The organism is Halomonas elongata (assembly GCF_029081005.1).
Taxonomy (GTDB): Bacteria; Pseudomonadota; Gammaproteobacteria; order Pseudomonadales; family Halomonadaceae; genus Halomonas; species Halomonas elongata_B.
Genome location: NZ_JAJQTQ010000008.1, coordinates 25,089 through 51,049 on the forward strand (window position 1 = coordinate 25,089; position 25,961 = coordinate 51,049).

At 62.9% G+C, this 25,961-nt stretch carries 21 protein-coding genes; 13 read left to right on the plus strand and 8 right to left on the minus strand.

Annotated elements, in window-relative coordinates; translation table 11 throughout:
- Positions 1–10: 10 nt before the first annotated feature.
- From LU493_RS07820 to LU493_RS07845, 6 genes are all read right to left on the minus strand, one after another.
- A complete protein-coding gene (locus tag LU493_RS07820; protein ID WP_275287225.1) occupies positions 11–1,222 on the minus strand; it encodes an NnrS family protein in 1,212 nt (403 codons plus the stop codon).
- A 220-nt stretch (positions 1,223–1,442) separates the two neighbouring features.
- Positions 1,443–2,255 carry a peptidylprolyl isomerase gene (locus tag LU493_RS07825; protein WP_275287226.1) on the minus strand — a complete coding sequence of 271 codons (813 nt, stop codon included), beginning with the start codon at positions 2,253–2,255 and terminating at the stop codon, positions 1,443–1,445.
- 24 nt (positions 2,256–2,279) lie between these two features.
- A complete protein-coding gene (gene narI / locus LU493_RS07830; RefSeq protein WP_275287227.1) occupies positions 2,280–2,957 on the minus strand; it encodes a respiratory nitrate reductase subunit gamma in 678 nt (225 codons plus the stop codon).
- Complete coding sequence (gene narJ / locus LU493_RS07835) at positions 2,954–3,733, minus strand: nitrate reductase molybdenum cofactor assembly chaperone (protein ID WP_275287228.1); 780 nt, start codon at positions 3,731–3,733, stop codon at positions 2,954–2,956. Before narJ ends, narI begins: the two co-directional genes overlap by 4 nt.
- Positions 3,726–5,291, minus strand: a complete 1,566-nt coding sequence (gene narH, locus LU493_RS07840) for a nitrate reductase subunit beta (protein WP_275287229.1) — start codon at positions 5,289–5,291, stop codon at positions 3,726–3,728. Before narH ends, narJ begins: the two co-directional genes overlap by 8 nt.
- Positions 5,288–9,076, minus strand: coding sequence for a nitrate reductase subunit alpha (locus tag LU493_RS07845; protein WP_275287230.1), 3,789 nt, complete (start codon positions 9,074–9,076; stop codon positions 5,288–5,290). The genes narH and LU493_RS07845 overlap by 4 nt, the downstream gene beginning before the upstream one ends.
- 313 nt (positions 9,077–9,389) lie before the next feature.
- Between LU493_RS07845 and LU493_RS07850 the strand changes: the two genes are divergently transcribed.
- From LU493_RS07850 to mntP, 11 genes are all read left to right on the plus strand, one after another.
- Positions 9,390–11,255 carry a type IV pili methyl-accepting chemotaxis transducer N-terminal domain-containing protein gene (locus tag LU493_RS07850; RefSeq protein ID WP_275287231.1) on the plus strand — a complete coding sequence of 622 codons (1,866 nt, stop codon included), beginning with the start codon at positions 9,390–9,392 and terminating at the stop codon, positions 11,253–11,255.
- A gap of 29 nt (positions 11,256–11,284) precedes the next feature.
- Positions 11,285–11,944 (plus strand): two-component system response regulator NarL, encoded by a 660-nt coding sequence (gene narL / locus LU493_RS07855; protein ID WP_275287232.1) that lies wholly within the window; start codon positions 11,285–11,287, stop codon positions 11,942–11,944.
- A 232-nt stretch (positions 11,945–12,176) separates the two neighbouring features.
- Positions 12,177–13,820: an antiporter gene (locus LU493_RS07860; protein WP_275287233.1), complete on the plus strand. Its 1,644-nt coding sequence runs from the start codon at positions 12,177–12,179 to the stop codon at positions 13,818–13,820.
- 65 nt (positions 13,821–13,885) lie between these two features.
- Entirely contained in the window at positions 13,886–15,151 is a 1,266-nt protein-coding gene (locus LU493_RS07865) for an MFS transporter (RefSeq protein ID WP_275287234.1), read from the plus strand.
- Between the two features lie 13 nt (positions 15,152–15,164).
- Entirely contained in the window at positions 15,165–15,731 is a 567-nt protein-coding gene (locus LU493_RS07870) for a YIP1 family protein (RefSeq protein WP_275287235.1), read from the plus strand.
- 441 nt (positions 15,732–16,172) lie between these two features.
- Complete coding sequence (locus LU493_RS07875; RefSeq protein WP_275287236.1) at positions 16,173–17,738, plus strand: BCCT family transporter; 1,566 nt, start codon at positions 16,173–16,175, stop codon at positions 17,736–17,738.
- Positions 17,735–19,753 carry a CocE/NonD family hydrolase gene (locus LU493_RS07880; RefSeq protein WP_275287237.1) on the plus strand — a complete coding sequence of 673 codons (2,019 nt, stop codon included), beginning with the start codon at positions 17,735–17,737 and terminating at the stop codon, positions 19,751–19,753. Before LU493_RS07875 ends, LU493_RS07880 begins: the two co-directional genes overlap by 4 nt.
- A 65-nt stretch (positions 19,754–19,818) precedes the next feature.
- Positions 19,819–20,727: a LysR substrate-binding domain-containing protein gene (locus LU493_RS07885; RefSeq protein ID WP_275287238.1), complete on the plus strand. Its 909-nt coding sequence runs from the start codon at positions 19,819–19,821 to the stop codon at positions 20,725–20,727.
- 123 nt (positions 20,728–20,850) lie between these two features.
- Positions 20,851–21,213: a type II toxin-antitoxin system RelE/ParE family toxin gene (locus LU493_RS07890; RefSeq protein ID WP_275287239.1), complete on the plus strand. Its 363-nt coding sequence runs from the start codon at positions 20,851–20,853 to the stop codon at positions 21,211–21,213.
- Complete coding sequence (locus LU493_RS07895) at positions 21,197–21,520, plus strand: DNA-binding protein (protein ID WP_275287240.1); 324 nt, start codon at positions 21,197–21,199, stop codon at positions 21,518–21,520. Before LU493_RS07890 ends, LU493_RS07895 begins: the two co-directional genes overlap by 17 nt.
- A gap of 235 nt (positions 21,521–21,755) precedes the next feature.
- Entirely contained in the window at positions 21,756–22,331 is a 576-nt protein-coding gene (gene mntP, locus LU493_RS07900; RefSeq protein ID WP_275287241.1) for a manganese efflux pump MntP, read from the plus strand.
- Here the strand turns inward: mntP and LU493_RS07905 are convergent.
- Both LU493_RS07905 and LU493_RS07910 read right to left on the minus strand, forming a co-directional pair.
- On the minus strand, positions 22,328–22,606 hold the full coding sequence (locus LU493_RS07905; protein ID WP_275287242.1) for a hypothetical protein: 279 nt from the start codon (positions 22,604–22,606) through the stop codon (positions 22,328–22,330). The genes mntP and LU493_RS07905 overlap by 4 nt on opposite strands.
- A 122-nt stretch (positions 22,607–22,728) precedes the next feature.
- Positions 22,729–22,905: a hypothetical protein gene (locus tag LU493_RS07910; protein WP_275287243.1), complete on the minus strand. Its 177-nt coding sequence runs from the start codon at positions 22,903–22,905 to the stop codon at positions 22,729–22,731.
- 364 nt (positions 22,906–23,269) lie between these two features.
- Between LU493_RS07910 and LU493_RS07915 the strand changes: the two genes are divergently transcribed.
- Positions 23,270–24,991, plus strand: a complete 1,722-nt coding sequence (locus LU493_RS07915; RefSeq protein WP_275287244.1) for a thiamine pyrophosphate-dependent enzyme — start codon at positions 23,270–23,272, stop codon at positions 24,989–24,991.
- Positions 24,992–25,007: 16 nt separating this feature from the next.
- The gene (locus LU493_RS07920) at positions 25,008–25,517 is read left to right on the plus strand and encodes an MEKHLA domain-containing protein (protein ID WP_275287245.1); all 510 of its coding nucleotides are present in this window, start codon (positions 25,008–25,010) and stop codon (positions 25,515–25,517) included.
- Positions 25,518–25,961: the final 444 nt, after the last annotated feature.

Here is a 25,961-nt window from a genome sequence, read left to right on the forward strand (position 1 = left end):
GCTTCCTCCGTCATCCCGGCTTGCCATCGACTCGCGGCCTTGCCAGCAGCATGGTGTAATGCCACACGAAGAGCGCGAACGCCAGCACCCAGCACAGCGCGCTCAGGCTCAAAGTCCACTGCATCACCTGTGGCCACAGCACCGGGGCCAGGGCACGCAGCATGGCTGCCAGCCCCAGAGCCCCCAGCGCCACATCCATTCCCGGCAGAGTCTCGATCGGCCGACCGGTATGCCCCAGGGAGACACGCGCCATCATGGCCATCATCATGGTCCCCATGCCGCCCACCGTGATGGTATGCAGCGCCAGCGACGGTGCAAGCAATTTCAGTGCCGCCAATCCCCACATCGCCAGCCCCACGCACATCAGGGCATAACTGAGGTGAAGCCCCCACAGCAGGGGTTCATGCAGGCAGTACCGCCCTTCCCAACGGCTCAGTCGCCACGCATTGAGTCCTGCCGCCAACAGCGATACGCCGGCCCATGCCCCGCCGGGCAGAGCGACGCCGAAGCTTGCCAGTTGCAGGCATACCAGCAGCACGACCATGCCTATGGCGGAAACCTCCAGCCACTTCAGCCGCGCTACCTGTGTTCGCCCCAGTCGCCGAGCCGTGAAGAACGGAATGACTCGGCCGCCCAGCACCACCATCAGCAGCACGATCAACAGGACCGTCAGGTGAGCGGCACTCCGGATCATCGAGGCATCGCCTCGCAGAATTCCCAGATGCATCAAGGCGTTGGCCAGAAACAGCACACCGAGTACCGGCACAAAGATCAGGTTGCGCCATTGCCGTGCACCAATCACCGCATGCGCCATTACCAGCATCACCGCCGGCAGCAGGGCCAGGTCCACCAGCGCCGGTATGAGGGCAGCCCCTTCGGGCGGAAACGCCAGGATGAACCGGCCGGCAAGCCACAATGCCACCAGCCCCGCCAGCGGCCATCCATGCACACCTCGTCGACCGGTCCATGTCTGCACGGCGGTGAGCAGAAAACCGATCACGATGGCCATGCCGAAACCGAACAGCATCTCATGCTGGTGCCACCACAGCAGGCCTCCATACGGCCCGATCAGGATCTCCCCCTGCAAGAAGGCCCCCCAGATCACCATCGCCATCAGACTGAAGACCGCCCCCAGAAGGAAGAAGGGCCGGAAGGCCAACTGCAAAAGAGGCATGTCGCTGACCCGGGCGAGCGAAATCGACCGGGTGGAGTTCTTGGCCATAACCGTTTTCCCCTGCGTCGCGCCGCCTTATATCGTTTTTGATTCCGAGCCGGCAGTACTCGAACTTCCCGTCGGCCAGATGGTGCGCTAGAACCTCTGCTGCCCGCCCTCCAGACGGCGATCGAACTGTAAATCGTGCGGCATGACAGACAACGCCTTGTGAGTGGGAGTGATGGACAACCAGGCACCCTATGACACGCCCTTCGGTCGCGCCTAGCCCCTACTGCATCAATACACGATCGACATCCTCATCGAGCTCGACGCCCTCCACGCCGATCTCGGCCGCCAGCGCCAGCAGGTAGTGGCGCAGGGCACGACGCGAGGCCTGTTCACGCAGGCAGTGACGCACCCGATCGACGATCCGTTCGAAGGCCGGCTCGCGGCCCTCGACGCGCCGGTCGATGACCACCACGTGCCAACCATAGCGCGAGGCCAGCGGCCGGTCGTGGAGCCCCTCGGGCAAGTGCTGCAGAGCGCGGTCGAGCTCGGGCACCGTCTGACCGGGTTGCAGCCAGCCCAGCTCACCGCCCTGATCCTTCGAGGGGCAGGCGGAATGGCGCTGGGCAAGTTCGGTAAAGCGCTCGGGATGTTCGGCCAACTGCTCGATGAGACGCCTTCCCAGCCGATAGCCGGCGTCACGCCCTTCGGCATCGTCCGGTGCCGCCGCCAACAGCACATGGCGCACCTCGCGGCGAGTCGGCTCACGGAATCGTTCGGGATGGGCCGCGTGAAAGCGTCGGCAGTCCGCCTCGGTGGGCTCGGGTACCTCGAGTTCGCGCTCCAGCAAGGCGGCGATAGCCGCTTCGATGTCGTCTTGCGAGTTCACCGCCAGCCCCAGATGACCGGCCCGCTGGCACAGCAGCTCGCGCACCACCAGCGCCCGGGTGGCCTTGAAGTGGGCGTCGCCGGCGCTGTCGGCCGGGTGGTATTGCATCTCGCGGGCGATCTCGTCCTCCTCGATCGGCGTCTCGCCGACCCAAATGGAGGACGCCGTCGCGCCTCCGGGAAGCTGCTCGATAGCGATCTCTTGCATGGTCGTGTCTCCCGGGAATATCGGTCAGGCCCGGCGGCGAACGATCTGGTAGCGCCGGGCGATGTAGCCCAGCGGTGCGCTCCAGACGTGCACCAGGCGGGTGAAGGGGAAAACCAGGACGATGGTCAGGCCAACGAAGATATGCAGCTTGTAGATCCAGCCGATACCGACCAGATAGTCCGCGGCACCGCCCTGGAAGAAGACGATGGCCTGAGCCCAGTGGGCAAGCCGGAGCATCGCACCGCCATCCAGGTGGCCCAGCGCCGGAATGATGGTGAGCAGTCCCAGTGTCACCTGCACCACCAGCAGCAGGATGATGACGGTGTCCATGAAGCTCGACGAGGCCTTGACCCGTGCATTGGTCAAGCGTCGCCAGGCCAGCATGGCACCACCGGCCAGGCACATTACCCCGGCGATGCCGCCCACCAGGATGGCGACCACCTGCTTGGTACCGGCACTCATGAAGGGCGCATAGACCCAGTGCGGGGTCAGCAGACCGACCAGGTGGCCGAAGAAGATCACCAGGATGCCGATATGAAAGAGATTGCTGGCCAGACGCATACGGCTCGACGACAGCATCTGGCTGGAGCCGGTCTTCCAGGTGTACTGGCCATGATCGAAACGCAGCAGGCTGCCGATGAGGAAGACGCTGCCGGCGAGATAGGGGTAGAGCCCGAACAGCAGGGTGTTGAAATAACTCATGACGGATCTCCTTGTGGCCGCACGGACGGGTCGAGAACCCGTACCGCCTCACTGTGCGTCGCCCGCTTGCGCTCGGCGAGCCGCCGCCCCTCGGCGGACTGCAGGGCGCAGTCCTGGTCGGATTCGGCGGAGAAACGCACTGCCTCCTCTTCCCAGACCGCATCCAGCGCCTCAGGAGTAGTGTCGGGTGCCTCCTGCTTCACCGTCTCACGATGCGCATCGACATCGCCCTCGGCGCCGATCAGCCCCAGCAAAGCCAGGGGCACCAGGGCGTGGTCGGCCTCGCGCTCCTCCAGACGAGCGGTGAGCCGCGCCAGAATATGGCGGATCTCGCCTAGCCAGCGGCCGATCTCGGCCTCCGAGCGGGTGGAAAGATACTCCAGGAACAACGGCAGGTAGTCCGGCAGCTCGCGGGCATCGAGCTCGAAGCCCGCGGCGCGATACTCGCCGAGCAGGTCGACCATGGCCTGGCCTCGGTCACGGGATTCGCCGTGGACATGCTCGAACAACAACAGCGAGGTGTTGCGACCGCGATCGAACAGCGCCACGTACTCGGCCTGCAGGTCCAGGAGATCGGCGTCCAGCAACCGCCGGCACCAGTCCGTCAGGGAAGTACGCAGCGCCGGTCGCCAGCGCCGTTCGGCATCGAGGATCACGATCATCTCCGGCGCGGCGGCCTGGAGTTCTCCGGTGGGGTAATCGAGCAGCCTGGCCAGCACGCGCAGGCTGCGCATGCCGCCTGCCGGATCGGGGTATGACATCGCTGCTTCAGCCATGACGACTCTCCTCGGTCTGCGCTTGGGGATCAAAGACCTCCACCGGCTGGACCAGGGTGGTCGTCTGCCGCCGGCCGCCGAACAGGCCGGCATCACTGTCGCCACCCTGGCAGCCATCGCCGAAGCTGAAGCCACAGCCACCACGTTCGCCGAAAGCCTCGGTAGCCAGCTCGCGGTGGCTGGTGGGAATCACGAAGCGATCCTCGTAGTTGGCAATGGCCAGGTAGCGGTACATCTCCTCCACCTGAGCCTCGGTCAACCCGACCTCGTCGAGCACCTCGTCTCTCGACTCGCCTTCCACATGCTTGCCACGCATGTAGACGCGCATCGCCATCAGCCGCTTGAGGGCCAGCACCACAGGCTCCTCCTCGCCGGCGGAAAGCATGTTGGCCAGGTACTGCACCGGGATGCGCAACGACTCGATCTTCGGCAGCACCCCGTCGTACTCGACCTGGCCTGCCTCGGCGGCGGACTGGATCGGCGACAGCGGCGGCACGTACCAGACCATCGGCAAAGTGCGATACTCGGGGTGCAACGGCAGTGCCAGGCCCCAGTCCATGGCCAGTTTGTAGACCGGCGAGGCCTGGGCGGCGGCGATGACGTTGTCGGCAATGCCATCCTGCTTCGCCTGGGCGATCACCTCCGGGTCGTGGGGATCGAGGAATATCTGGCGCTGGCGATGGTAGAGATCGCGCTCGTCGACGGCACTGGCCACTTCCTCGATGCAGTCGGCATCGTAGAGCAGCACACCCAGATAGCGGATGCGCCCCACGCAGGTTTCGGAACAGACCGTAGGCTGGCCGGCCTCGATGCGTGGATAGCAGAAGATGCACTTCTCGGACTTGCCGCTCTTCCAGTTGTAATAGATCTTCTTGTAGGGGCAGCCGGAGATGCACATCCGCCAGCCACGGCACTTGTCCTGATCAATCAGCACGATGCCGTCCTCCTCGCGCTTGTAGATCGCCCCGCTCGGGCAACTCGCCACGCAAGTGGGGTTCAGGCAGTGCTCGCACAGCCGCGGCAGATACATCATGAAGGTGTTTTCGAACTGGCCGTAGATATCGGCCTGCACCTGTTCGAAGTTGGCGTCGCGGCGACGCTTGGCGAATTCGGTGCCGAGAATCTCCTCCCAGTTGGGCCCCCACTCGATCTTGTTCATGCGCTGGCCCGAGATCAGCGAGCGCGGCCGCGCGGTGGGCTGGTGCTCGCCCTGCTTAGCGTTGTGCAGGCGCTCATAGTCGAAGGTGAACGGCTCGTAGTAGTCATCGATCTCCGGCAGGTCGGGGTTGGCGAAGATGTTCGCCAGCACCCGCCACTTGCCGCCGATACGCGGTTCGATGCGGCCATCCTGGCGACGCAACCAGCCGCCCTTCCACTTGTTCTGGTTCTCCCATTCCTTGGGATAACCGATGCCGGGCTTGGTCTCGACGTTGTTGAACCAGGCGTACTCCATGCCCTCGCGGCTGGTCCAGACGTTCTTGCAGGTCACCGAACAGGTGTGACACCCGATGCACTTGTCGAGGTTGAGCACCATGCCGACTTGCGAGCGAATCTTCATTTCACGGCCTCCTGCTGGTAGTCGTTGCCTTCACCGTCCAGCCAGTCGATGTGCTTCATCTTGCGCACCAGCACGAACTCGTCGCGGTTGGAACCGACGGTGCCGTAGTAGTTGAAGCCGTAGGCAAGCTGCGCATAGCCGCCGATCATGTGGGTCGGCTTGGGACACACCCGGGTGACCGAGTTATGGATGCCGCCACGGGTGCCGGAGACTTCAGAGCCCGGCACGTTCACGTTGCGTTCCTGGGCGTGGTACATCATCACCATGCCGTTCTTGACCCGCTGGCTGACCACCGCCCGGGCGGCGATGGAACCGTTGACGTTGTACAGCTCGATCCAGTCGTTGTCCTCGATGCCTACCTCGGCGGCGTCGTCCTCGGAGAGCCAGACCACCGGCCCGCCACGATTCAGCGTCAGCATCAGCAGGTTGTCGGAGTAGGTGGAGTGGATTCCCCACTTCTGGTGAGGCGTGATGAAGTTCAACGCCTTGCTCGGGAAGCCGTTGTCGGCCGGCGGCTCGACGTACTTCGCCGCCTTGGTATTGATCGGCGGGCGATAGACCAGCAGGCTCTCGCCGAAGGCACGCATCCAGGCGTGATCCTGGTAGAACTGCTGGCGACCGCTGATGGTGCGCCACGGAATCAGTTCATGGACATTGGTGTAGCCGGCATTGTAGGAAACGTGCTCGTCCTCGAGCCCCGACCAGGTGGGGCTGGAGATGATCTTGCGCGGCTGGGCGACGATGTCCCGGAAGCGGATCTTCTCCTCTTCCTTGTTGACGGCCAGATGGCTGTGGTCGCGTCCGGTGATCTTCGACAGCGCACCCCAGGCCTTCACCGCCACCTGACCGTTGGTCTCCGGAGCGAGCGTCAGCACGGTCTCGGCGGCATCGATGGCGCTCTCGATGCAGGGACGCCCTTTGGCCGGACCCTCGAGCTTGCGCCGGTTCAATTTTCCGAGCAGTTCGACTTCCTTGTCGGTGTTCCAGCTGATGCCCTTGCCGCCGTTGCCGAGCGCTTCAAGCGCCGGACCGAGCGAGGTGAAGCGCTCATAGGTGGCCGGGTAGTCGCGCTTGACCTCGATCAACGTCGGCAGGGTCTTGCCGGGTACCGGCTCGCACTCGCCGCGCTTCCAGTCACGCACCTCGACCTGGCCAAGCTCCCCGGGAGAATCGTGCTGCAACGGCAGGGTGACCAGATCGGTCTCCTTGCCCAGATGGCCCACGCAGACCCGGGAAAAAGCCTTGGCGATCCCCTTGTAGATCTCCCAATCGCTGCGCGACTCCCAGGCCGGGTCGGTGGCCGCGGTCAACGGGTGGATGAAGGGATGCATGTCGGAGGTGTTGAGATCATCCTTCTCGTACCAGGTCGCCGTGGGCAGCACGATGTCCGAATAGAGGCAGGTGGTCGACATCCGGAAATCCAGGGTCACCAGCAGGTCGAGCTTGCCCTCGGGTGCCGCGTCGTGCCACTTCACCTCCTCGGGCTTGGCGCCGCCCTCCTCGCCCAGGTCCTTGCCCTGGAGACCGTTGCGGGTGCCCAGCAGATACTTGAGCATGTACTCGTGACCCTTGCCCGAACTGCCCAGCAGATTGGAGCGCCAGATGAACATGTTGCGCGGGAAGTTCCGGGGATCGTCGGGATCCTCGGCGGCGAATGCCAGCTCGCCGCTCTTCAAGCACTCGACGACATAGTCGGCGGTAGACTGCCCCGCTTCGGCGGCGGATTTGGCCAGGTGCAGCGGGTTGGTCGCGAGCTGCGGCGCGGATGGCAGCCAGCCCATGCGCTCGGCGCGCACATTGAAGTCGATCAAGCTGCCCTGGTAATCAGCCGGATTGGCCAGCGGCGAGAGGATCTCCTTGATCTCGAGCTTCTCGTAGCGCCACTGCGAGGAATGGTTGTAGAAGAAGGAAGTAGAGTTCATGTGCCGCGGCGGGCGAGTCCAGTCCAGGCCGAAGGCCAGCGGCAGCCAGCCGGTCTGCGGGCGCAGCTTCTCCTGACCCACATAGTGGGCCCAGCCGCCGCCGCTCTGACCGATGCAGCCACACATCACCAGCATGTTGATCAGGCCACGGTAGTTCATGTCCATGTGGTACCAGTGGTTCATGCCGGCACCGACGATGATCATCGAACGCCCACGGGTCTTGTCGGCGTTGTCGGCGAACTCGCGGGCGATACGCGCGGCCTGCTCGGCGGGCACGCCGGTGATCTTCTCCTGCCAGGCCGGCGTGTAGGGGCGAATCTGATCGTAGGCGGTGGCGCCATCGTCGTCGCCCTCCTGACCGAAACCACGATCGATACCATAGTTGGCGCACATCAGGTCGAACACGGTGACCGCCAGCACCTCGCCACCGTCGGCCTTCTTGAGGCGCTTGGCGGGCAAGCAATGGAACAGCAGCTCGTCGCTGCCCCCTTCATTGGCGACGTGCGTGAAGTGCTCATGGGCGATGCCGCCGAAGTAGGGAAAGGCCACCCGGGCCACCTCGTCATGGTGCTCGGCCAGCGTCAACAGCGGCTTGATCTCCGCGCCGTCGGCATCGCGCGACTCGAGGTTCCACTTGTTCTTTGCGTGTGCATCGTCGCCGTTCTTTTCGCCCCAGCGGAAGCCGATGGAACCGTGCGGCACCACCAGCTGATCGCGGGTCTCGTCCCAAGCCAGGGTCTTCCACTCGGGATTGTTGGCCTGCCCAAGGCTGGCCTCGAAGTCGCTGGCGCGCATCTGGCGCCCCGGCGCATAGCTGCCGTCCTCGCGAGGCTCGAGCTCGACCAGCAAGGGCATGTCGGTGTAGCGCCGCACATAGTCGGTGAAGTAGTCGCTGGGCTTGTCGAGGTGGAATTCCTTGAGGATGACATGGCCCATGGCCATGGCCAGGGCGGCATCGGTGCCCTGTTTGGCAGAGAGCCACTCGTCGGTGAGCTTGGACACCTCGGCATAGTCCGGCGTGATGGAAACGGTCTTGGTGCCCTTGTAGCGCACCTCGGTGAAGAAGTGCGCATCCGGGGTACGCGTCTGGGGCACATTGGAGCCCCAGGCGATGATATAGCCCGAGTTGTACCAGTCGGCGGACTCCGGCACATCGGTCTGCTCGCCCCAGGTCTGGGGACTGGCCGGCGGAAGGTCGCAGTACCAGTCGTAGAAGCTCATGCACACACCACCGATCAGCGACAGATAGCGGCTGCCGGCGGCATAGCTGACCATCGACATGGCAGGAATCGGCGAAAAACCGATGATGCGATCCGGGCCGTACTGCTTGGCGGTGTAGACGTTGGAGGCAGCGATCAGCTCATTGAGCTCGTCCCAGTCGGCCCGCACGAAGCCACCCATGCCGCGGGCCTGCTTGTAGCGCCGAGCACGCTCCGGATCCTCGACGATCGACGCCCAGGCCTCGACCGGGTCACGCTGTTCGGTCAACGCCTCGCGCCACAGCTCGAGAAGCGGCTTGCGGATCAACGGGTGCTTCAGGCGATTGGCGCTGTACAGGTACCAGGAGTAGCTGGCCCCACGCGGGCAGCCACGTGGCTCATGATTGGGCAGGTCGGGCCGGGTGCGCGGATAATCGGTCTGCTGGGTCTCCCAGGTGACCAGGCCGTTCTTGACATAGATTTTCCAACTGCATGAGCCGGTGCAGTTCACCCCGTGGGTCGATCGCACGATCTTGTCGTGCTGCCAGCGCTGACGATAGCCGTTCTCCCAGCCTCGAGTTTCCTCGCGAAGCTCTCCATGACCCTGGGAGAAGGGAACTCGGGCCTTGCGAAAGAAGTTCAGCCGATCAATGAAATGGCTCATGGTGGCTCTCCAGGCTCCTCGAAATCTGCATGACCGCCGGGATCCGCCCGTTCATGGGTTGGCCGGCCATCCCAGCGTGGTCATCGTGGGTAAGGATTCTGGGCGATCAAAACGCCGATTACTGCCTGGTTACCCCTATATCGTCCGCTTCTACCTCCAAGGTGATACACGTCGCCTCCTCCATTGGCAGATGAATGAAGGACGTCCGCGTCAGCATCGAAAAGAGCCCCACCCAGGGGCATGCCTGATGGGGGAACCGCCAATCAACTAAGGTATAGTGGCGCCCATCGCTCAAGTATTCTCTGGAACCCCGATGAAACTGTTACAGCGCTCTCTGTCGGCCCGCATCACGGCTTCATTGCTGACGATCAGCGCCATCGCGTTGATCAGCATCGCCGTGACCACCTGGATCGCCAGCGGCAATCGAGGGGATGCCGCCACTATCAACTGGGCCGGGTCGTTGCGCATGAACACCTACCAGGTGGTCACCGCTCTGCAGCGCTACCAGCATCAGCCCGATGCCGCACAGCGCCAGCATGTCGCGGAGATGACGGAGCGTTTCACTGAGCGACTGGGCAATCCGCAACCGATCGATTCCCTGCGGATATCCGATAAGCATCCAATACGCACTCACTACCAGCAACTCGAACGTCACTGGCAGAACCGGCTGGCTCCACGGATCGCCGCCACCATCGACGGCGATACCGAGATTGACCCGCTACTCTCCGAGCTGGAACGCCAGGTGGACGGCATCGACCAGATGGTTTCGCTGCTCGAGCAGCATAGTGACACCAAACTCCAGCGCCTCACGATGCTACAGCTATTCTTCCTGGCGCTGACGGCCATGGTCGTCGCCATCGCCCTCTACGACATCCGCCACAACCTGGTGCGCCCGCTGCGCCAACTGGTGGTACTGGCGCGCGAAACCAGCCGGCAAAATTTCAACCATCGCAGTCACTTGCAGGGCGATGACGAGCTGGCCATGCTCGGCCGAGCCCTGGACAGCATGGCTGAGGAACTTGGCACCAGTTATGCCGAGCTTCAGGACCGGGTATCACGCAAGAAGCAGGAGCTGGCCCGCAGCAACGCTGCCATGCAGATACTGCATGACGGCAGCCGGGCCCTCTACGGTGGCGGCAACGACCTGTGCACCAGTGCCGCTCCCATGTTGCGCCGTCTGGAGGAACTGCTCGAGATCGGCCCGATCGGGCTATCGCTGCATGATCCCTTCGATCATCGCGAAGTCCCCATTCTCGTCACCCAATCACCATCCCGGCCGGCCTACTGCCGCGATCACGACTGCAATGCCTGTCTGCTCGATCCCAGTCCCGAGGTATTCACCGAAACGGGCAGCGAAGGACTCGAGCGTCTACTACTGCCCGTGAGTGTCGGCACCACGCTGCTCGGGACCCTCGAAGTTTACTATCCCGCCGACCTCGGGCTCACCGACAGCACTCGACGCCTGCTCAATGCCCTCACCGATCAACTGGCCACGGCAGTCTATCTGCAGCGACGCATCGAGCAGCAACAGCAGGTGACGCTGATGAACGAGCGGACCATCATCGCCCGTGAACTGCACGACTCCCTCGCCCAGTCGCTGTCCTACCTGAAGATCCAGGTCGCCCGCCTGGAACGCATGCAGTCCAAGGGCCTGTCTCGAGAGGATCAGGCGCCGGTGTTCGACGAGCTGCGCACCGGGCTTGACAGCGCCTACCGCCAGTTGCGCGAGCTGCTCACGACCTTCCGACTACGCTTCGACAGCCCGGGCCTGCAGAGCAGTCTGAGCCAGACCGTCGCAGAGTTCAGCGAACGCCTGGGCTTTGCCGTGGAATTCGATTTCGACGTACCGCCGCAACTGCTCAACCCCAACGAAGAAATCCACGTGCTGCAGATCGTCCGCGAGGCCCTAGCCAACATCCTCAAGCATGCCCGTGCCCACTGGGCCCGCATCAGTGTTCGTTTCGTCGAGGCTCACCTGAGAGTCATCGTCGAGGACGATGGCGTCGGCCTGGAAAGCGATGCTTCTCCGCCCATGCACCATGGCCTGGTGATCATGCGCGATCGTGCCGATACCCTGGGAGGCAATCTCCAGGTGCGCAGGCGCGATGTCGGCGGTACCCTCGTAGCCCTCGATTTCACCCCGCAGACGGCTCGGCTGATTGCCCAGCAGACAGCCTGAGCGTCGCCGGCCAGCCAGAGATTCGCCAGATGACTCAGTCTCACGACACCGCCAGCATCCTGATCATCGACGACCACCCGTTGCTTCGACGCGGCGTGCTCCAGTTACTCGAGCTCGAGGACGACCTGGTCCTCGTCGGCGAGGCGGGTACGCCCGCAGAAGGCCTGCGACTGGCCGACGAATGCGACCCCGACCTGATTCTGCTCGACCTCAACATGCCCGACATGGACGGCATCGAGACCCTCAAGCGACTGCGCGCCAACGAGTTCGCCGGACGCATCGTGATCTTCACCGTTTCCGATCACGAGGAAGACGTGGTCGCCGCCCTGCACGCCGGCGCCGACGGCTATTTGCTCAAGGACATGGACCCGGACGACATGGTCCACCAGCTACGCCAGGCGGCGCTGGGCCGCATGGTGATCAGCGACAGCCTGGCCTCGCTGCTCGCCGAAGCATTGCGCAATCAGAAAGGCCAGCCTGCCGCTCCGGACATTCATAGCCTGACCCAGCGCGAGCGGGAGATCCTGCGCGAACTGGCCGCGGGCCTGTCCAACAAGCTGATCGCCCGCCGACTCGATATCACCGAAGGCACGGTCAAGGTGCACGTCAAACATCTGCTCAAGAAGCTCAACCTGCGCTCTCGGGTCGAAGCGGCCGTATGGGCCGTACAGGAAGGCATTGGTAGATAAGGGGAAATACCTCCGATGATCCGACCCGCGCTCCTGGCCTGTCCCGTAACGCCGACATGTCTTCCAACTCCTTGATCCAGCGGAAAAACGACGCCTCCCACCTCTACCTCCAAGGAGGTATTTAGCTGATTTCACGGCGTTTTTGACGCATTTCTCCGTCGCCATCTCCGGCGTATCTTTCCCGACAAAGCCCCTCACGGGGCCCATCGTGAATATCAGGGGGAAATACGTCATGGACCGAGAGCGTGTCGACGCTGCCCGCCGTTCAGACGAGCACGGTCTTCCAGGCAGACCCAACGCCGATATCGAGCACTGGGATGTCGAGGATACGGCGTTCTGGGAGACCCACGGGAGCCGGGTCGCCAATCGCAATCTGTGGCTTTCCATACCCAGCCTGGCGATGGGGTTCGCCATCTGGATGATGTGGGGCATGATCACCACGCAAATGCAGAACCTGGGCTTCCCCTTCACGGTGGACCAGCTCTTCACCTTGACCGCCATCAGCGGCCTCTCCGGCGCTACCCTGCGGATCCCCGCTTCCTTCATGATCCGTATCGCCGGCGGCCGCAACACCATCTTTCTGACCACCGCCCTGCTGATGATTCCGGCCCTGGGCACCGGTCTCGCCCTGATGAACCCGCAAACGCCCTTCTGGGTCTTTCAAGCCTTGGCCCTGCTCTCGGGCATCGGTGGTGGCAACTTCGCCTGCTCCATGAGCAACATCTCGACCTTCTTCCCGAAAGCGCAGCAAGGCTATGCATTGGGCATGAACGCCGGACTGGGCAACTTCGGCGTCACCACCATGCAGATCCTGATCCCCCTGGTGATGACTGTCGGCCTGTTCGGTATTCTCGCCGGCGCCCCCATGCCGCTGCAAAGCGCCAGCGGAACGCTGATCGGGCGCATCGAGGCCGGCACCGATGCCTGGATACAGAACGCCGCCCTGATCTGGCTAGTGTTTCTGATTCCTCTGGCCCTCGCCTGCTGGTTCGGCATGAACAACCTGCGCACCATCACTCCCCAACCAGGGAGTCCCGCATCGGCCTTCGGCAAGATACTCGGCTTCTATGGCGTGGGCATCGTCACCTCGGTGGTGGGCGTACTGACCCTGGGCTGGGTCAGCATGTGGATCGCCTTGCCGCTCACCATCCTGCTGACGCTCGCCGCACTGCGTTCGTTGCCCGGCAACATCAAGCCGGCCATCCAGCAGCAATTCGCCATCTTCTCGAACAAGCACACCTGGTCGATGACGGTGCTCTATATTCTCACCTTCGGCTCTTTCATCGGCTTTTCCGCTGCCTTGCCACTTTCCATCAACGTCATCTTCGGCAACATGATGGACGTGGCCGCCGATGGCAGCCTGGCCCGGGTCCCCAACCCGGATGCCCCCAGCGCCCTGACCTGGTCCTGGATGGGTGCCTTCGTGGGCGCCCTGATTCGCCCGGTGGGCGGCTGGATCTCCGACAAGGTCGGCGGCTCCATCGTCACCCAGATCATCTCGGCCATCATGGTGGTGGCCTCCGTCGCGACCGGCTATGTGATGATGCTGGCCTACAACGCCACCGATCCGAACCAGTATTTCTGGATATTCCTGGCACTGTTCATCGTGATGTTCGCGGCCAGCGGCATCGGCAACGGCTCCACCTTCCGCAGCATCGGCGTGATCTTCGATACCCAGCAGAAGGGGCCGGTGCTGGGCTGGAGTTCGGCGATTGCCGCCTATGGGGCCTTCATCGCCCCACAAGTGATTGGCGGGCAGATCAAGGCCGGTACTCCAGAGCTCGCCATGTACGGTTTCGCCGTTTTCTATGCGCTTTGTCTGGTAGTGAACTGGTGGTTCTATCTGCGCAGCAACGCCTACGTGAAGAACCCCTGATATCGATGTCGTGACGACAACTGCAACGATTGCAGCACCTAACCCCAAGGCAGGAGACTCAGGAAATGGCCTCCCATCGCTTCAAGCAGAATTCGATTCTGGTGGCCAATACGTTCGCCTTCACCATGTGCTTCATGGTGTGGACGATGTTCGGCGAAATCGGCGTACCCATCGCCGAGCAGCTCGACCTCAACGGCACCCAGTTCGGCATTCTGACCGCGGTTCCCATCCTGACGGGGTCGCTGAGCCGTCTTCCCCTCGGTGCCATGACCGACCGCTATGGTGGCCGACCGGTGTTTCTTTCCGTGCTGATCGCCGTGATGCCCGCCATCTGGTTGACCCAGTTCGCTACGCAATACTGGCAACTGCTGGCCTTGGGCGCCTGCATCGGCCTGGTCGGCGGCAACTTCTCGGTAGGCATCACCTATACCGCCAAGTGGTTCGAGAAAGACCGTCAGGGCCTGGCCATGGGCATCTTCGGTGCCGGCAACGCCGGTGCCGCCATCACCAAGTACATCGCGCCCACGGTGATCATCATGCTGGGCTGGCAATCGGTACCCAATCTCTATGCGGCGATCATGCTGGTCACCATCCTGCTGTTCTGGTTCTTCACCTATAGCGACCCGGCTCATCGACGTTCCCAGGGAACATCGCTACGCGAACAGGTAAAGGTGCTCAACGATCCCAGGGTATGGAAATACTGCCAGTATTACTCGGTCGTGTTCGGTGGCTACGTGGGGGTCTCGCTGTGGCTGACTCGTTACTACATGAACGAGTACGGCCTGGGCATCCAGTTGGCGGCGCTGATCGCCACCGTCTTCGTACTGCCCTCCGGCGTGATTCGCGCCTTCGGCGGCTGGCTTTCCGACCGTTTCGGTGCCCATACCGTCACCTGGACCTGCATGTGGGCCAGCCTGATCGCCCTTTTCATCATGTCCTACCCGACAACCCATTACAGCGTGCAGGCCGCCGGCGGCCAGGGTACCGTGGAATTCGGCTTCGGCATTCCGGCATGGCTGTTCACGGCGGCACTGTTCGTGGTGGGTATCGCCTGGGGCATCGGCAAGGCCTCGGTGTTCAAGTACCTATCCAACGAGTACGACGAAAACCTGGGCCTCGTCTCCGGCATCGTCGGGTTGGCCGGCGGACTGGGCGGCTTCCTCCTGCCGATCATGTTCGGGGCCCTGGTCGATCTCACCGGCGTGGCCACCACGGTGTGGATGCTCTGCTTCGGCGTGACCCTGGTCTCCATCATCTGGATGTGGTGGACCGAACGCCGGGTTCCCATCCTGACGCGCGAAGAAGCCCTCACCCCCTCAGCCACTCGCTAACGGGAGCCCGAACATGAAGATAACCTCAATCATCCTCCTGCCCATCACGCGCACCGCTGGCTGGAAGGAACTGCAGCGACGCAGGCCTTCCATCCCCACGCTGGCTTGGTGTCTGGTACTCCCCATGTCGTTGCTGCCGCCGATACTCCTCTACTACGCCGGCACCCATTATGGCGATGATTTCATGGCCGGCTTCGGCGATCGCCAGTGGCGCTTCATCACCACCATCCTGTTTCTGGCCGAACTGCTGACCTTCTTCGTTATGGGCTGGCTGATCCACGCCGTGGTCAATGCGACACGCGAGCTATCGATCGACTACCAGAATGCCTACTTGCTGGCCGCCCTGGCGCCGCTGCCGATGTGGTCCGCCTCGATACTGCTGCTGATCCCCAGCCTCCTGCTCAATGTCTTCGCGGAGCTAGTGGCCCTGGCCCTTTCCTGCAGCCTGATCTACCACGGTCTGCAGGCACTCTGCGAACGTCGCACCAACGATGTGATCACCATGTCGGCCACCTACACGATCATGGCCGCGGGCGTGCTCGCCTGGGGATTATTGCTGGGCATCATCCTGGCCTTTTAAATGACAGAACGACACTGGCCAGACATTCATGCCTGGCCAGTGTCTTGAGACGCATGCCCTTCAGCCCACCCGGGCGACTCTGCAAGCGGAAGGTTCGTGGATCACGAGCGCTGGAAAGAGCCCCTCGGCGACATGCCGTTGCAGGTCGAAATCTGGATGAGCCACCCGACCCTCGACGCCCTGAACGAGGAACTCGCCCGGCTGCGGTGATTCGTCAACGATGGTCCATCCGTCCATGCAAGGCCCGGCTCATCATGCCGGGCCTTGTTCGTTCAGGCGGGATGGGGTCCGGGAAATCGATGTGCCGCTTGAGCGGGGCATGCGTCTACGTCATACCCCCATGCAGACCGATCGCTGTCACCCCCATGGCACGGGCGGTTAAGGTAGCGAGCCATGCGCCGGGGACATCCCGGAGACGACATAAAAAGTGGAGAGATGCCCATGATCCATCACATGCGGCCCCTGGTTTTCTGGCCGACCTTTCTCATCCTGCTCACCGCCGTGATCGGTAGCCTGGTCGATCTGGAGGCCTTTCTCGGCTTCACCAGCCAGCTCAACGACGCCATCCTGGCACGCTTCTCCTGGCTGTTCAGCCTGGGCAGCCTCTATCTGCTGGTGCTCGCCGTGGTGGTGTATGTCTCGCCGCTCGGACGCATCCGCATCGGTGGTGAGGATGCCGAGCCGCTGCTGTCGAGAACCCGTTGGTTCTCCATCACGCTGTGCACCACCCTGGCGGTCGGCGTGCTGTTCTGGACCACCGCCGAACCGCTCTATCACCTGATGGGGCCACCCGAATCGCTGGGCATGGAGGCCGGTTCCTCCGAGGCGGCGCTGTTCGCCATGTCGACCATGTTCCTGCACTGGACCTTCACGCCCTATGCCATCTACGCGGTCCCGGCACTGATCTTCGCCCTGGCGTTCTACAACCGCCGCCAGAAGTTCTCGATCAGCAGCATGCTCGAGCCGGTCTTCGGCCCGCGCATCACACGCTTCTCGGGGCTGATCGACGCCCTGGCGCTGTATTCCCTGGTGGCCGGCATGGCCGCGACCCTCGGCACCGGCGCCATCACCCTGGCCGGCGGCATCGGCCAGTACATCGAGGGCGACACCAGCCCGCTGCGCCTGGGCCTGATCATCTCGGTGATCGTGGTCACCTTCGTGCTCTCGGCCGCCAGCGGCCTGAAGAAGGGCATCGCCCGGCTCTCGGCGCTCAATGCCTGGCTGCTGCTGGTGCTCGGCCTGTTCGTCTTCGTGTTCGGCCCCACGGCCTTTATGCTGAAGATCGGCGTGGAGTCGTTCGGTGTCTATCTCGACGACTTCTTCACCCGCAGCCTGTTCACCGGCGCCGCCGGCGACGACCAGTGGCCGCACTGGTGGTCGATCTTCTACTGGGCCATCTGGTTCGCCTGGGCCCCCGTGGCCTCGCTCTTCCTCGGGCGCATCTCGCGGGGCTACCGGGTACGCGACTTCCTGCGCATCAACCTGCTCTATCCGTCGCTGTTCGCCGCCGTATGGATCGTCATATTCTCCGGAGGCACCCTCTACTTCCAGATGCGCACCGGCATCGACCTCCACAGCGTGCTCGATAACCAGGGCGTGGAGCACGTGCTCTACCGGCTCTTCGGCGAACTGCCGCTGTCCGGCATCTGGGTGCCGCTGCTGCTGTTCATCGCCTTCATCTCCTACGTCACCGCGGCGGACTCCAACACCGATGCCATCGGCAACCTCTGTACCCGTGGCCTGACCGCCGACTCCGACTTCAGCGCCGGCATCCCCATGAAGATCATCTGGGGCGTGGTGGTCGGCATCATCGCCTGGGTGATGACCAGCTTCGTCGGCATCGATGGCGTCAAGATGCTCTCCAATCTCGGTGGCCTGCCCGCGCTGGTGATCATCCTGCTCGCCAGCGGCGCCCTCTGGCACTGGCTGCGCGACCCCAGCGCCCTCGAGCGCCCCGATACGTCCACCCATCACGCCCAGCACGACGTACAAGGCCAGACGCAATGAACGTGAAGACCGACTTCCCGCATCGCATCCGTGAGATCGAGCACCTGGAGATTCCGCTCGCCGACGGTACCCGGCTCGCCGCCCGCATCTGGCTGCCGGAGGATGCCGAAAGCCACCCGGTGCCCGCCATCCTCGAGTACCTGCCCTACCGCAAGCGTGACGGCACGGCGGTGCGCGACGAGCTGACGCATCCCTACTTCGCCGGCCACGGCTACGCCGCGGTGCGGGTCGACATGCGGGGCAACGGCGAATCCGAAGGCTTGATGGCCGACGAGTACCTGCCGCAGGAACAGGCCGATGGCCTGGAGGTGATCGACTGGCTGACCCGCCAGCCCTGGTGCAACGGCAAGCTCGGCATGATGGGCATCTCCTGGGGCGGCTTCAATTCGCTGCAGCTGGCCGCGCTCAAGCCCGAGCCGCTCAAGGCCATCATCACCCTGTGCTCCACCGACGACCGCTACACCGACGACATCCACTACAAGGGCGGCAACCTGCTGCACGAGAACCTGGGCTGGTCGGCCACCATGCTCAGCTTCTCGGCGGCACCGCCCGACCCGGCCCTGGTCGGCGATGTCTGGCGCGAACGCTGGAAAGAGCGACTCGACAACATGCCGTTGCTGGCCGAAACCTGGATGAGCCACCAGACCCGCGACGCCTACTGGAAGCACGGCTCGGTCAACCAGAACTACGCCGACATCGAGGCCGCCGTCTACGCCGTCGGTGGCTGGGGAGACGGCTACAAGAACAGCGTGCCGCGCCTGCTGGAACATCTTCCGGGGCCGAAGAAGGGCCTGATCGGCCCCTGGATCCACAAGTATCCGCACTTCGCCGTGCCCGACCCCGCCATCGGCTTCCTCCAGGAAGCGCTGCGCTGGTGGGACCACTGGCTGAAGGACATCGACACCGGCATCATGGACGAGCCGAGTGGTACCTTCTACCTGCAGGACGCCCTGCCGCCGAAGCCCATGTACGCCGAGCGCCCGGGGGCCTGGGTGCGCACCGAGGGCTGGCCCGCATCGAGCGTCGAGCATCACCCCTTCGCCCTGACCGATACCGGCCTGGTGCCCGGCGACGCATCACTGGCCCAGCCGAAGACAGTCGACTCACCGCTCACCGCCGGCAGCCACCAGGGTGAATACTGCGCCATCTGGTTCGGCCCCGACCTGCCGGGCGACCAGCGCCAGGACGACGCCCTGGCACTGTGCTTCGACAGCGAACCGCTGGAGGCGCCACTCGACATCCTCGGCAAGCCGCGCCTGCGCCTGCGACTGGCCAGCGATCAGCCCTGTGGGCAGCTCACCGTGCGCCTGAGCGACGTACGCCCCGACGGCCAGGTAGCCCGTATCACCTACGGCGTGCTCAACCTGTCGCTGCGCGATCACGACCACCTGGAACCACCGGTGCCCGGCGAGCCCATGGACGTGGATCTCGAGCTCGACATGATCGGCTATCGCCTGCCCGCCGGGCACCGGCTGCGCGTGGCCGTCGCCTCGGCCAACTTCCCGCTGCTGTGGCCCACGGCCCGACGTGCCGCGCTCACCCTGGAGCCCGGCCTGCAGCGCCTGGAACTGCCTGTCTTCCAGGGCGAGACCGTGGAGAACCCCTTCGAAGCGCCGGAAAGCGCCCGCCCCGCCAACGTCGACACCCAGCGCCGTCCTGCGCCGCGCCGCACTATCCAGGAAGACGTGGCCAACGGCGAAGTCACGGTGATCGTCGAGGACGACCTGGGCGCCATGACGCTCGCCGACCATGGCTACCGGGTGGCGCAATCCTGCGAGGAGCGCTACACCGCCCACCCGGAGGACCCGACCCGAGCCCGCGCGGAGATCGCCTGGCATTACCGGGCCGGCCGCGACGAAGGCCCCGGCCGCTTCGATGTCAGCGTAGAAAGTCGCTACCGGCTGACCTGCGACGAGACGACCTTCTTCATCGAGGCCGAGCAGATCGCCCACGATGACGGCGAGGAAGTGCATCGTCGCGACTGGCGGACCACGGTTCCCCGGCGGGCGATCTGACGATGCCTGCCATCGGGCATGATATCCTCGGCGACAGCACGAGCCTGCCATCGCCGAGGATTTCCATGAGCGGACGCGACGCCCTGCCCCCGTTGCAGTGCCTGAGGGCCTTCGAGGCCACCGCCAGGCATTGCAGCTTCACCCAGGCCGGCCGCGAGCTCAACCTGACCCAGAGTGCCGTCAGCCGCCAGATCAAGCGGCTGGAGGAAGACCTGGGACGCCCGCTGTTCGAACGCGTCCCCGATGGCCTGCGACCGACCCCGGCCGCGGAACACTACTACCGGGTCGTGCGCCGCCTGCTGCGCGACCTGGCCGACGAGACGGCCCGCCTGCGACGCCACGGCGACGACCACCAGTTGACCCTGGCCACCAGCCCCACCATCGCCTCCATCTGGCTGTCCCGGCATCTGCCCGACTTCCAGCGCCAGCACCCGCACATCGAGATTCGGCTGCTGACCATGGAGGATCCCTACCGGCTCGATCTCACCGAGTTCGACCTGGGGCTCTACTACCATCTCGAAGGCCAGGTGGATCCCCCCGGCCTGATGGCCGAGCCAGTCTTTGCCGATGAAAACGTCATCGCGGTGTGCAGTCCTCACTACACGCGGCATCACGGCGAGGTCGGCACCCCCGAGGAGTTGCTGCGCGACCACACCCTGCTGGTGCTCGAGGACCACTTCAACGACTGGCTGACCTGGCAGGACTGGTTCAACGCCCTGGGCCTGGCCTGGCACGAACCGACCCACTGCCTGCGCGCGAACAGCTATCAGGTCTTGATGAATGCCACCCTGGCCGGCCAGGGCATCACCCTCGGCTGGGAACAACTGCTCGCCGACGAACTGCGCCAGGGTCATCTACTGCCAGCCCTGCCCCAGGCCCTGCCCAGTCGCGGCAAACTCTCGCTGCTCATCCCCCAGCACCGCCACCTCACCCCCGCCAGCCGCACCTTCCAGCACTGGCTATCCGGGCGGTGACGGAGACACCTGCCTCCTGCGCTTATGGCTTGCGTTCAGGGTCAAACAGCCAAGCCTGTCATCACGGCAACGAGAAGAATGCGGCATTGCATAACAGTAACCTATAAGTTACCTTGAATACCCATGGATATCGAGCTTCGAGAATTTCTCCGATTAGACGGAAGCAGCCCTTATCGAGAGTGGTTCGATAGGCTCGACAGCCAATCAGCGGCAAAAGTTGCCACCGCTGAGTACCGCATGGCAATGGGCAACACCTCGAATATCAAGTGGTTCGATGGTATCGGCGAGTACCGCATCGACTGGGGGCCAGGCTACCGAATTTACCTGCTTCGTGACGGAGAACGATTGGTCATCCTCCTCGGCGGAGGAACCAAGAAGCGCCAGCGTGCTGATATCGACAATGCCAAATCACTGCGAAACGAATACAAGCGTCGCAAACGTCGACGTAAAGCAGCCAAGGGAGCCAATCATGGCAATGACTCGTGACTTCAAAGCAACGATTGCCGCACGTACCGAGCGAGACCCGGAGTTTGCAAAGGCCATGCTGGATGAAGCCATGACACTATTCCTGAATGGTGAGGCTGACACCACACGGGTGATGTTGCGTGATCTAGTCAATGCCACCATCGGCTTCGAAGCGCTCGCCCGGGAAACGGGTCGACCGAGCAAGAGTTTGCATCGTATGCTATCGGCTTCCGGTAACCCCGGCATGGATAACCTTTCCGCCATCCTTGGCGCCCTCCGCAAGGTATTGAACGTCGAGCTGAAGGTACACGCCGTCAATGTTGCTTGAAGCGTTCGCACTGCGGCCATGACGCATGACATTCCCCATCCGCTCATGTAAGCTCATGCTCGTTCTTGGGGAGTAGCCTGCTTCCGGCGCTGGCAGCGCAGGGAGTCCTCGTGTCAACACACTCGGCAGTCATGCCGTGGCACGGGTGGCCGAAAGGTTGGCGAGACCAATGATGAAACCGCGCTGCAACGACAGCGTGCCTCGTCATGGCCTTTCAACCTCGGGAGCCGCCTGCATGTCCTTCGCCTCGACGTTCTTCCTCGCCTTCTCCATGTCCAGCGATGCATTCGTGGCGTCGTTGAGCAAGGGCGCGGCCCTGTCCGAGCGTCCCAGCCTGCGCGACGCCCTGCGCACCGGCCTCGTCTTCGGCATCATCGAGACCCTGACCCCGATCCTCGGCTGGACCCTGGGGCTGTCGATGGCGCAATACGTCACCGCCTGGGATCACTGGATCGCCTTCGCGCTCCTCAGCCTGCTGGGCGCCCACATGATCCATGAGGGCCTCCAGAACGAAAACGCCGAGGACAAGCCCCGGCGTTCTCCTTCCTCGTTTCTCCGCCTGATAGTGACGGCCCTGGCAACCAGCATCGATGCCCTGATCATCGGCATCACCCTGGCCTTCATGGACGCCAACATCCTCTGGACATCCCTCGCCATCGGCGCCGCCACGCTGCTGATGACCACCCTCGGCGTCATGCTGGGACGCGTGATCAACACCATGATCGGCAAGCGCGCGGAAATCCTCGGTGGCCTCGTCCTGTGCGGCATCGGCACCACCATCCTCGTCGACCACCTGGGCTTGGTGGCCTAGCAGCGCCCCTTCTTCGCCTGCCCCGGCGGACAAAACCGCCCTCTGTCGCGGTCATGATCGTGGTGCCGGTAATCCCGATCCCGCTTCCAGCGGTCGTGATCGCGATGGCGGTGGTCTCGATCCCAGTCCCGGTCCCAATCGCGGTCACGATCGTGATAGCGCCCGTCATCATCGATGACGATGGCGGGTTCCGGGCTGATACGGGCAGGGTGGTAGCTGCAGCCCGCCAGACCGGCGATCAGCAGGCTACCGAGCAGCAGGGAAAGCATGCGCATGGGGGAATCTCCTCCTGGATGGGATACCCCCATGCTAGCAAGCCAGATGCCGCGTGCCCTGTGGCAGGACGGCGACACCCCATGGCAATGCGGTGTAAATCGACGCTCCGAGCCGTAGCGGGTCAGCAGCGCCCCTTCTTGGCTTGTCCCGGCGGACAGAAATCACCACCGCCTCGATGACCATGCTCTCCATCATCGATGATGACCGCCGGCTCCGTGGAAATACGGGCAGGCTGATAGCTGCAACCCGCCAGGCCCGCAATGAGCAGGGTACCAAGCAGCAGGGAAAATATACGCATAAGGGCTCTCCTCCATGATGACGCCCCCATGGTAGCAAGCCATACGCCGCATGCCCTGTGGCAGAACGGCGACACCCGCCATTCTCGACACCTTGAAGCGGCCTGGCGTCTTGCAGCCTCGGCTGCGTCCCTGGCGTTCTTGCGACCCTTCCTTGCTTTTCCTGCCTTCGTGCTCCCCCGCCCCGCCTCAGGCCTCACCGCTTGTCTTCGCCGCACAAGAACTAGCACTAGGCCATTAATAAGCATGACATAGTAGGCAACGAGAATTAGACGAACTCATACTTAAGGACTACATTAAATTCGCAAAATCTTATAAAGAAACGCTTCCGTCATCGTTGCCAGATATAGAGGGAGTCGGCAAGACATGGACCATGACACCAGAACGGGTTACGAGATCATCGTGGAAACGCTCCGGCATTGGGGCGTTCAGTATATTTCAGGGGTCACGGGGGGTGGCATCATACACTTCTTGAGCCACATCGATGACCTGTCAAGCGAGCTTCCCGAGACAATGGAAACGACGGGGTTCTTCAATATCGGGGAATACGCCGCCGGCTTCATGCCACTCGGCAGCTTTCTGGCCAATGGAAGCATCAATGCCTGCATAGCGACCACGGGCGCAGCCACCAAGATACTGAGCTGCGGCATCAGCGATGCAAAACTGCATGATATTCCTGCCCTTTACATCATTCCGGTCTCAGCCAGGAGCAGCCAGGGCCTGTGCCCTCTGCAGGATACATCGGCCTCGGGGAGTAATGCCGTCGAAGCGATACGGGCCGAAATCCCCAACAATGTCTTCGTATTCGACGACAGCCGTCGCATGGACGCCAACCTGCATGCAGCGGCCGAATCGCTGGCCCACAACAAGCCGACGGTGCTCGTCCTCGAGCATGAAGCCCTTTCCCGACCCACCGATATCCAGGAAATTCCGGACATTCCGGCGCTGCAGTACGATGAAACCGAGGCATCGCGGTTCTGCCAGGATCTTGCCAGGGAGAGCCGGGACCGAAAGATCGTCATCCTCGCCGGCGAGGAACTCAGCCGATACCCGGAAGCGCCCTCCCTCCTCGAACGACTCTCCAGTCTCCTGAGTGCCCCGGTGGTATGGAGCATCAATGGTGCCAATGCCGTCGACCATGCCAGCCCCTGGGGATTCGGGTATATCTCCTTCGGCGGCAACGATATTGCCATGGACACCTGGAACGGCATCGATGACCAGACGCTCCTCCTCTCCCTGGGAGCAGCGCCGGACGAATACACGATCAACCTGGGAGACTTCAAGGCCGGCGCAACGTTTTGCGCGACGGCCTTGCCATTCGGCTATGGGCAACACGGTGCAACACTCAAACGCCGCTCGCGAGGCGCCTTCTACCAGACACTGGTCCCCCTGGACACCTTGCTGAACGCCTTGATCATCCAGTTCACACATCAAGAACACCGCCATCTCCCATCGCCGGCAGCACCTCAACAGCTCAATACGCGACGCATCGCGCCACCCCGGCCCGGCCATGCCGATGCGGTACAATTCTTCTCCATGCTGCATGACAGCTGGCCCGAAAATACGATCGGCTTCGATGACGTCTGCCTGGCCTACAAGGACAGGCCCTATATCACGCAGCGCCCCAGCCCCAACGCACGCTTCTTCTCGCTATACCGAGGTTCCGCGATGGGCAATACCCTGGGCCTGGCTTGTGGCGCCAAGCTGGCGTGCCCGGCGCATCATGTCGTCGCCTTCACCGGCGACGGATGCTTTCGACTGTTTTCCGGCTACATGCCCGAAGCCAGGAACCTCGGTATCGTCATCTTCTTGCTGGACAATTCGGGTTACGGCATCGTCGAGCAAGGCGTACCCGTCATTCTTCCCGGCGTGAAGGCATCACGGCAGCATACTCGGCTGGAGGGCATGGATTATCTAGGCGTCGCCAGGAGCGCCGGCTGGAAGACCCACGATCTCCCTCCCGACCTAGACGGACTGCAGGACATCCTCCAGCAGCATTGGGCATCGGAGGACACCTCCCTATTGATTCGGGTACCGATAGACGCCGAGCAAATCGCCGGCATCAACCCCCGGGCCCAAAACCTGTAAGGAAGGGAGTGAAAGCATGCAGACGACACCGACGCAACAGCACCGCGACCTGCTGGCCCTGATATGCGACGCCTACGAAGCCTTCCTTGGTCATCTCCCGGGAGAGGCCCTTCTTCCCCCCGAGTTCGCCTCGGCAACACGGGCAAGAAAACGCCAGTGGATAGATCAAGACGCCCCTTTCGGACTGCTGGCGCATGACCGCAGCGACGATCCTCGGTTTGTCTATGCGAACAGGAAAGCCTTGTCGATCTTCGCCGGCTCCTCCGACGAGCTTATCGGACTGCCCTCGCGATTCAGTGCCCCCGCCGAGAAGCAGGCGGCAAGGCAGGTATTTATCGACAGAGTACGGCGAGACGGCATCGCCTTCGATTACAGCGATACGAGACGTGATCTCGAGGGTCGACTGTTCGAGATCGTATCGGGGACATTATGGAAGTGGCGGGACGAGATGGGAGAGCACGCCGGCGAAGCGGCCCTGATCTGGAAGGAAGCGGATAAGCCCGAGACACCCTCGAGTACGATATGACTCGAGCCTACCCATGCATGAGAAAGAAAAACAGGGGCCGAGTACAGGCATTCGGCCCCGGCGCAACGCCTCAATCGACCTGAGGCGTTTGAAGCCCGCATGATCTCCTGGATCGCTGCCCACCCATTGCAGCCCAGGATCGCCTTGCCACACAAGAGAAAGCCCCGTAGACCAGCCAGCGGCTGTAATCCTGCCCTTTAGATGTCCATGATCACGGCGGCTTGGCACTTGGTGGTCCATCGCCTGATCAGGTTATCGTCGTTCATCCTTTCCTCATGATGGCGGCAGATAGCCTGTGCAGCTCAGAAAAAGTTCACTTCAGATGACGACAGATCCCTCCTAACTCTTCCTCTCTCCATACCCATTCAAGTATCTCAACCTAGTTTTCAAGCTTTCTTTCTTAATACTTAAAGTAAGGGTTTTTTACTGAATGCAAGCAAACGT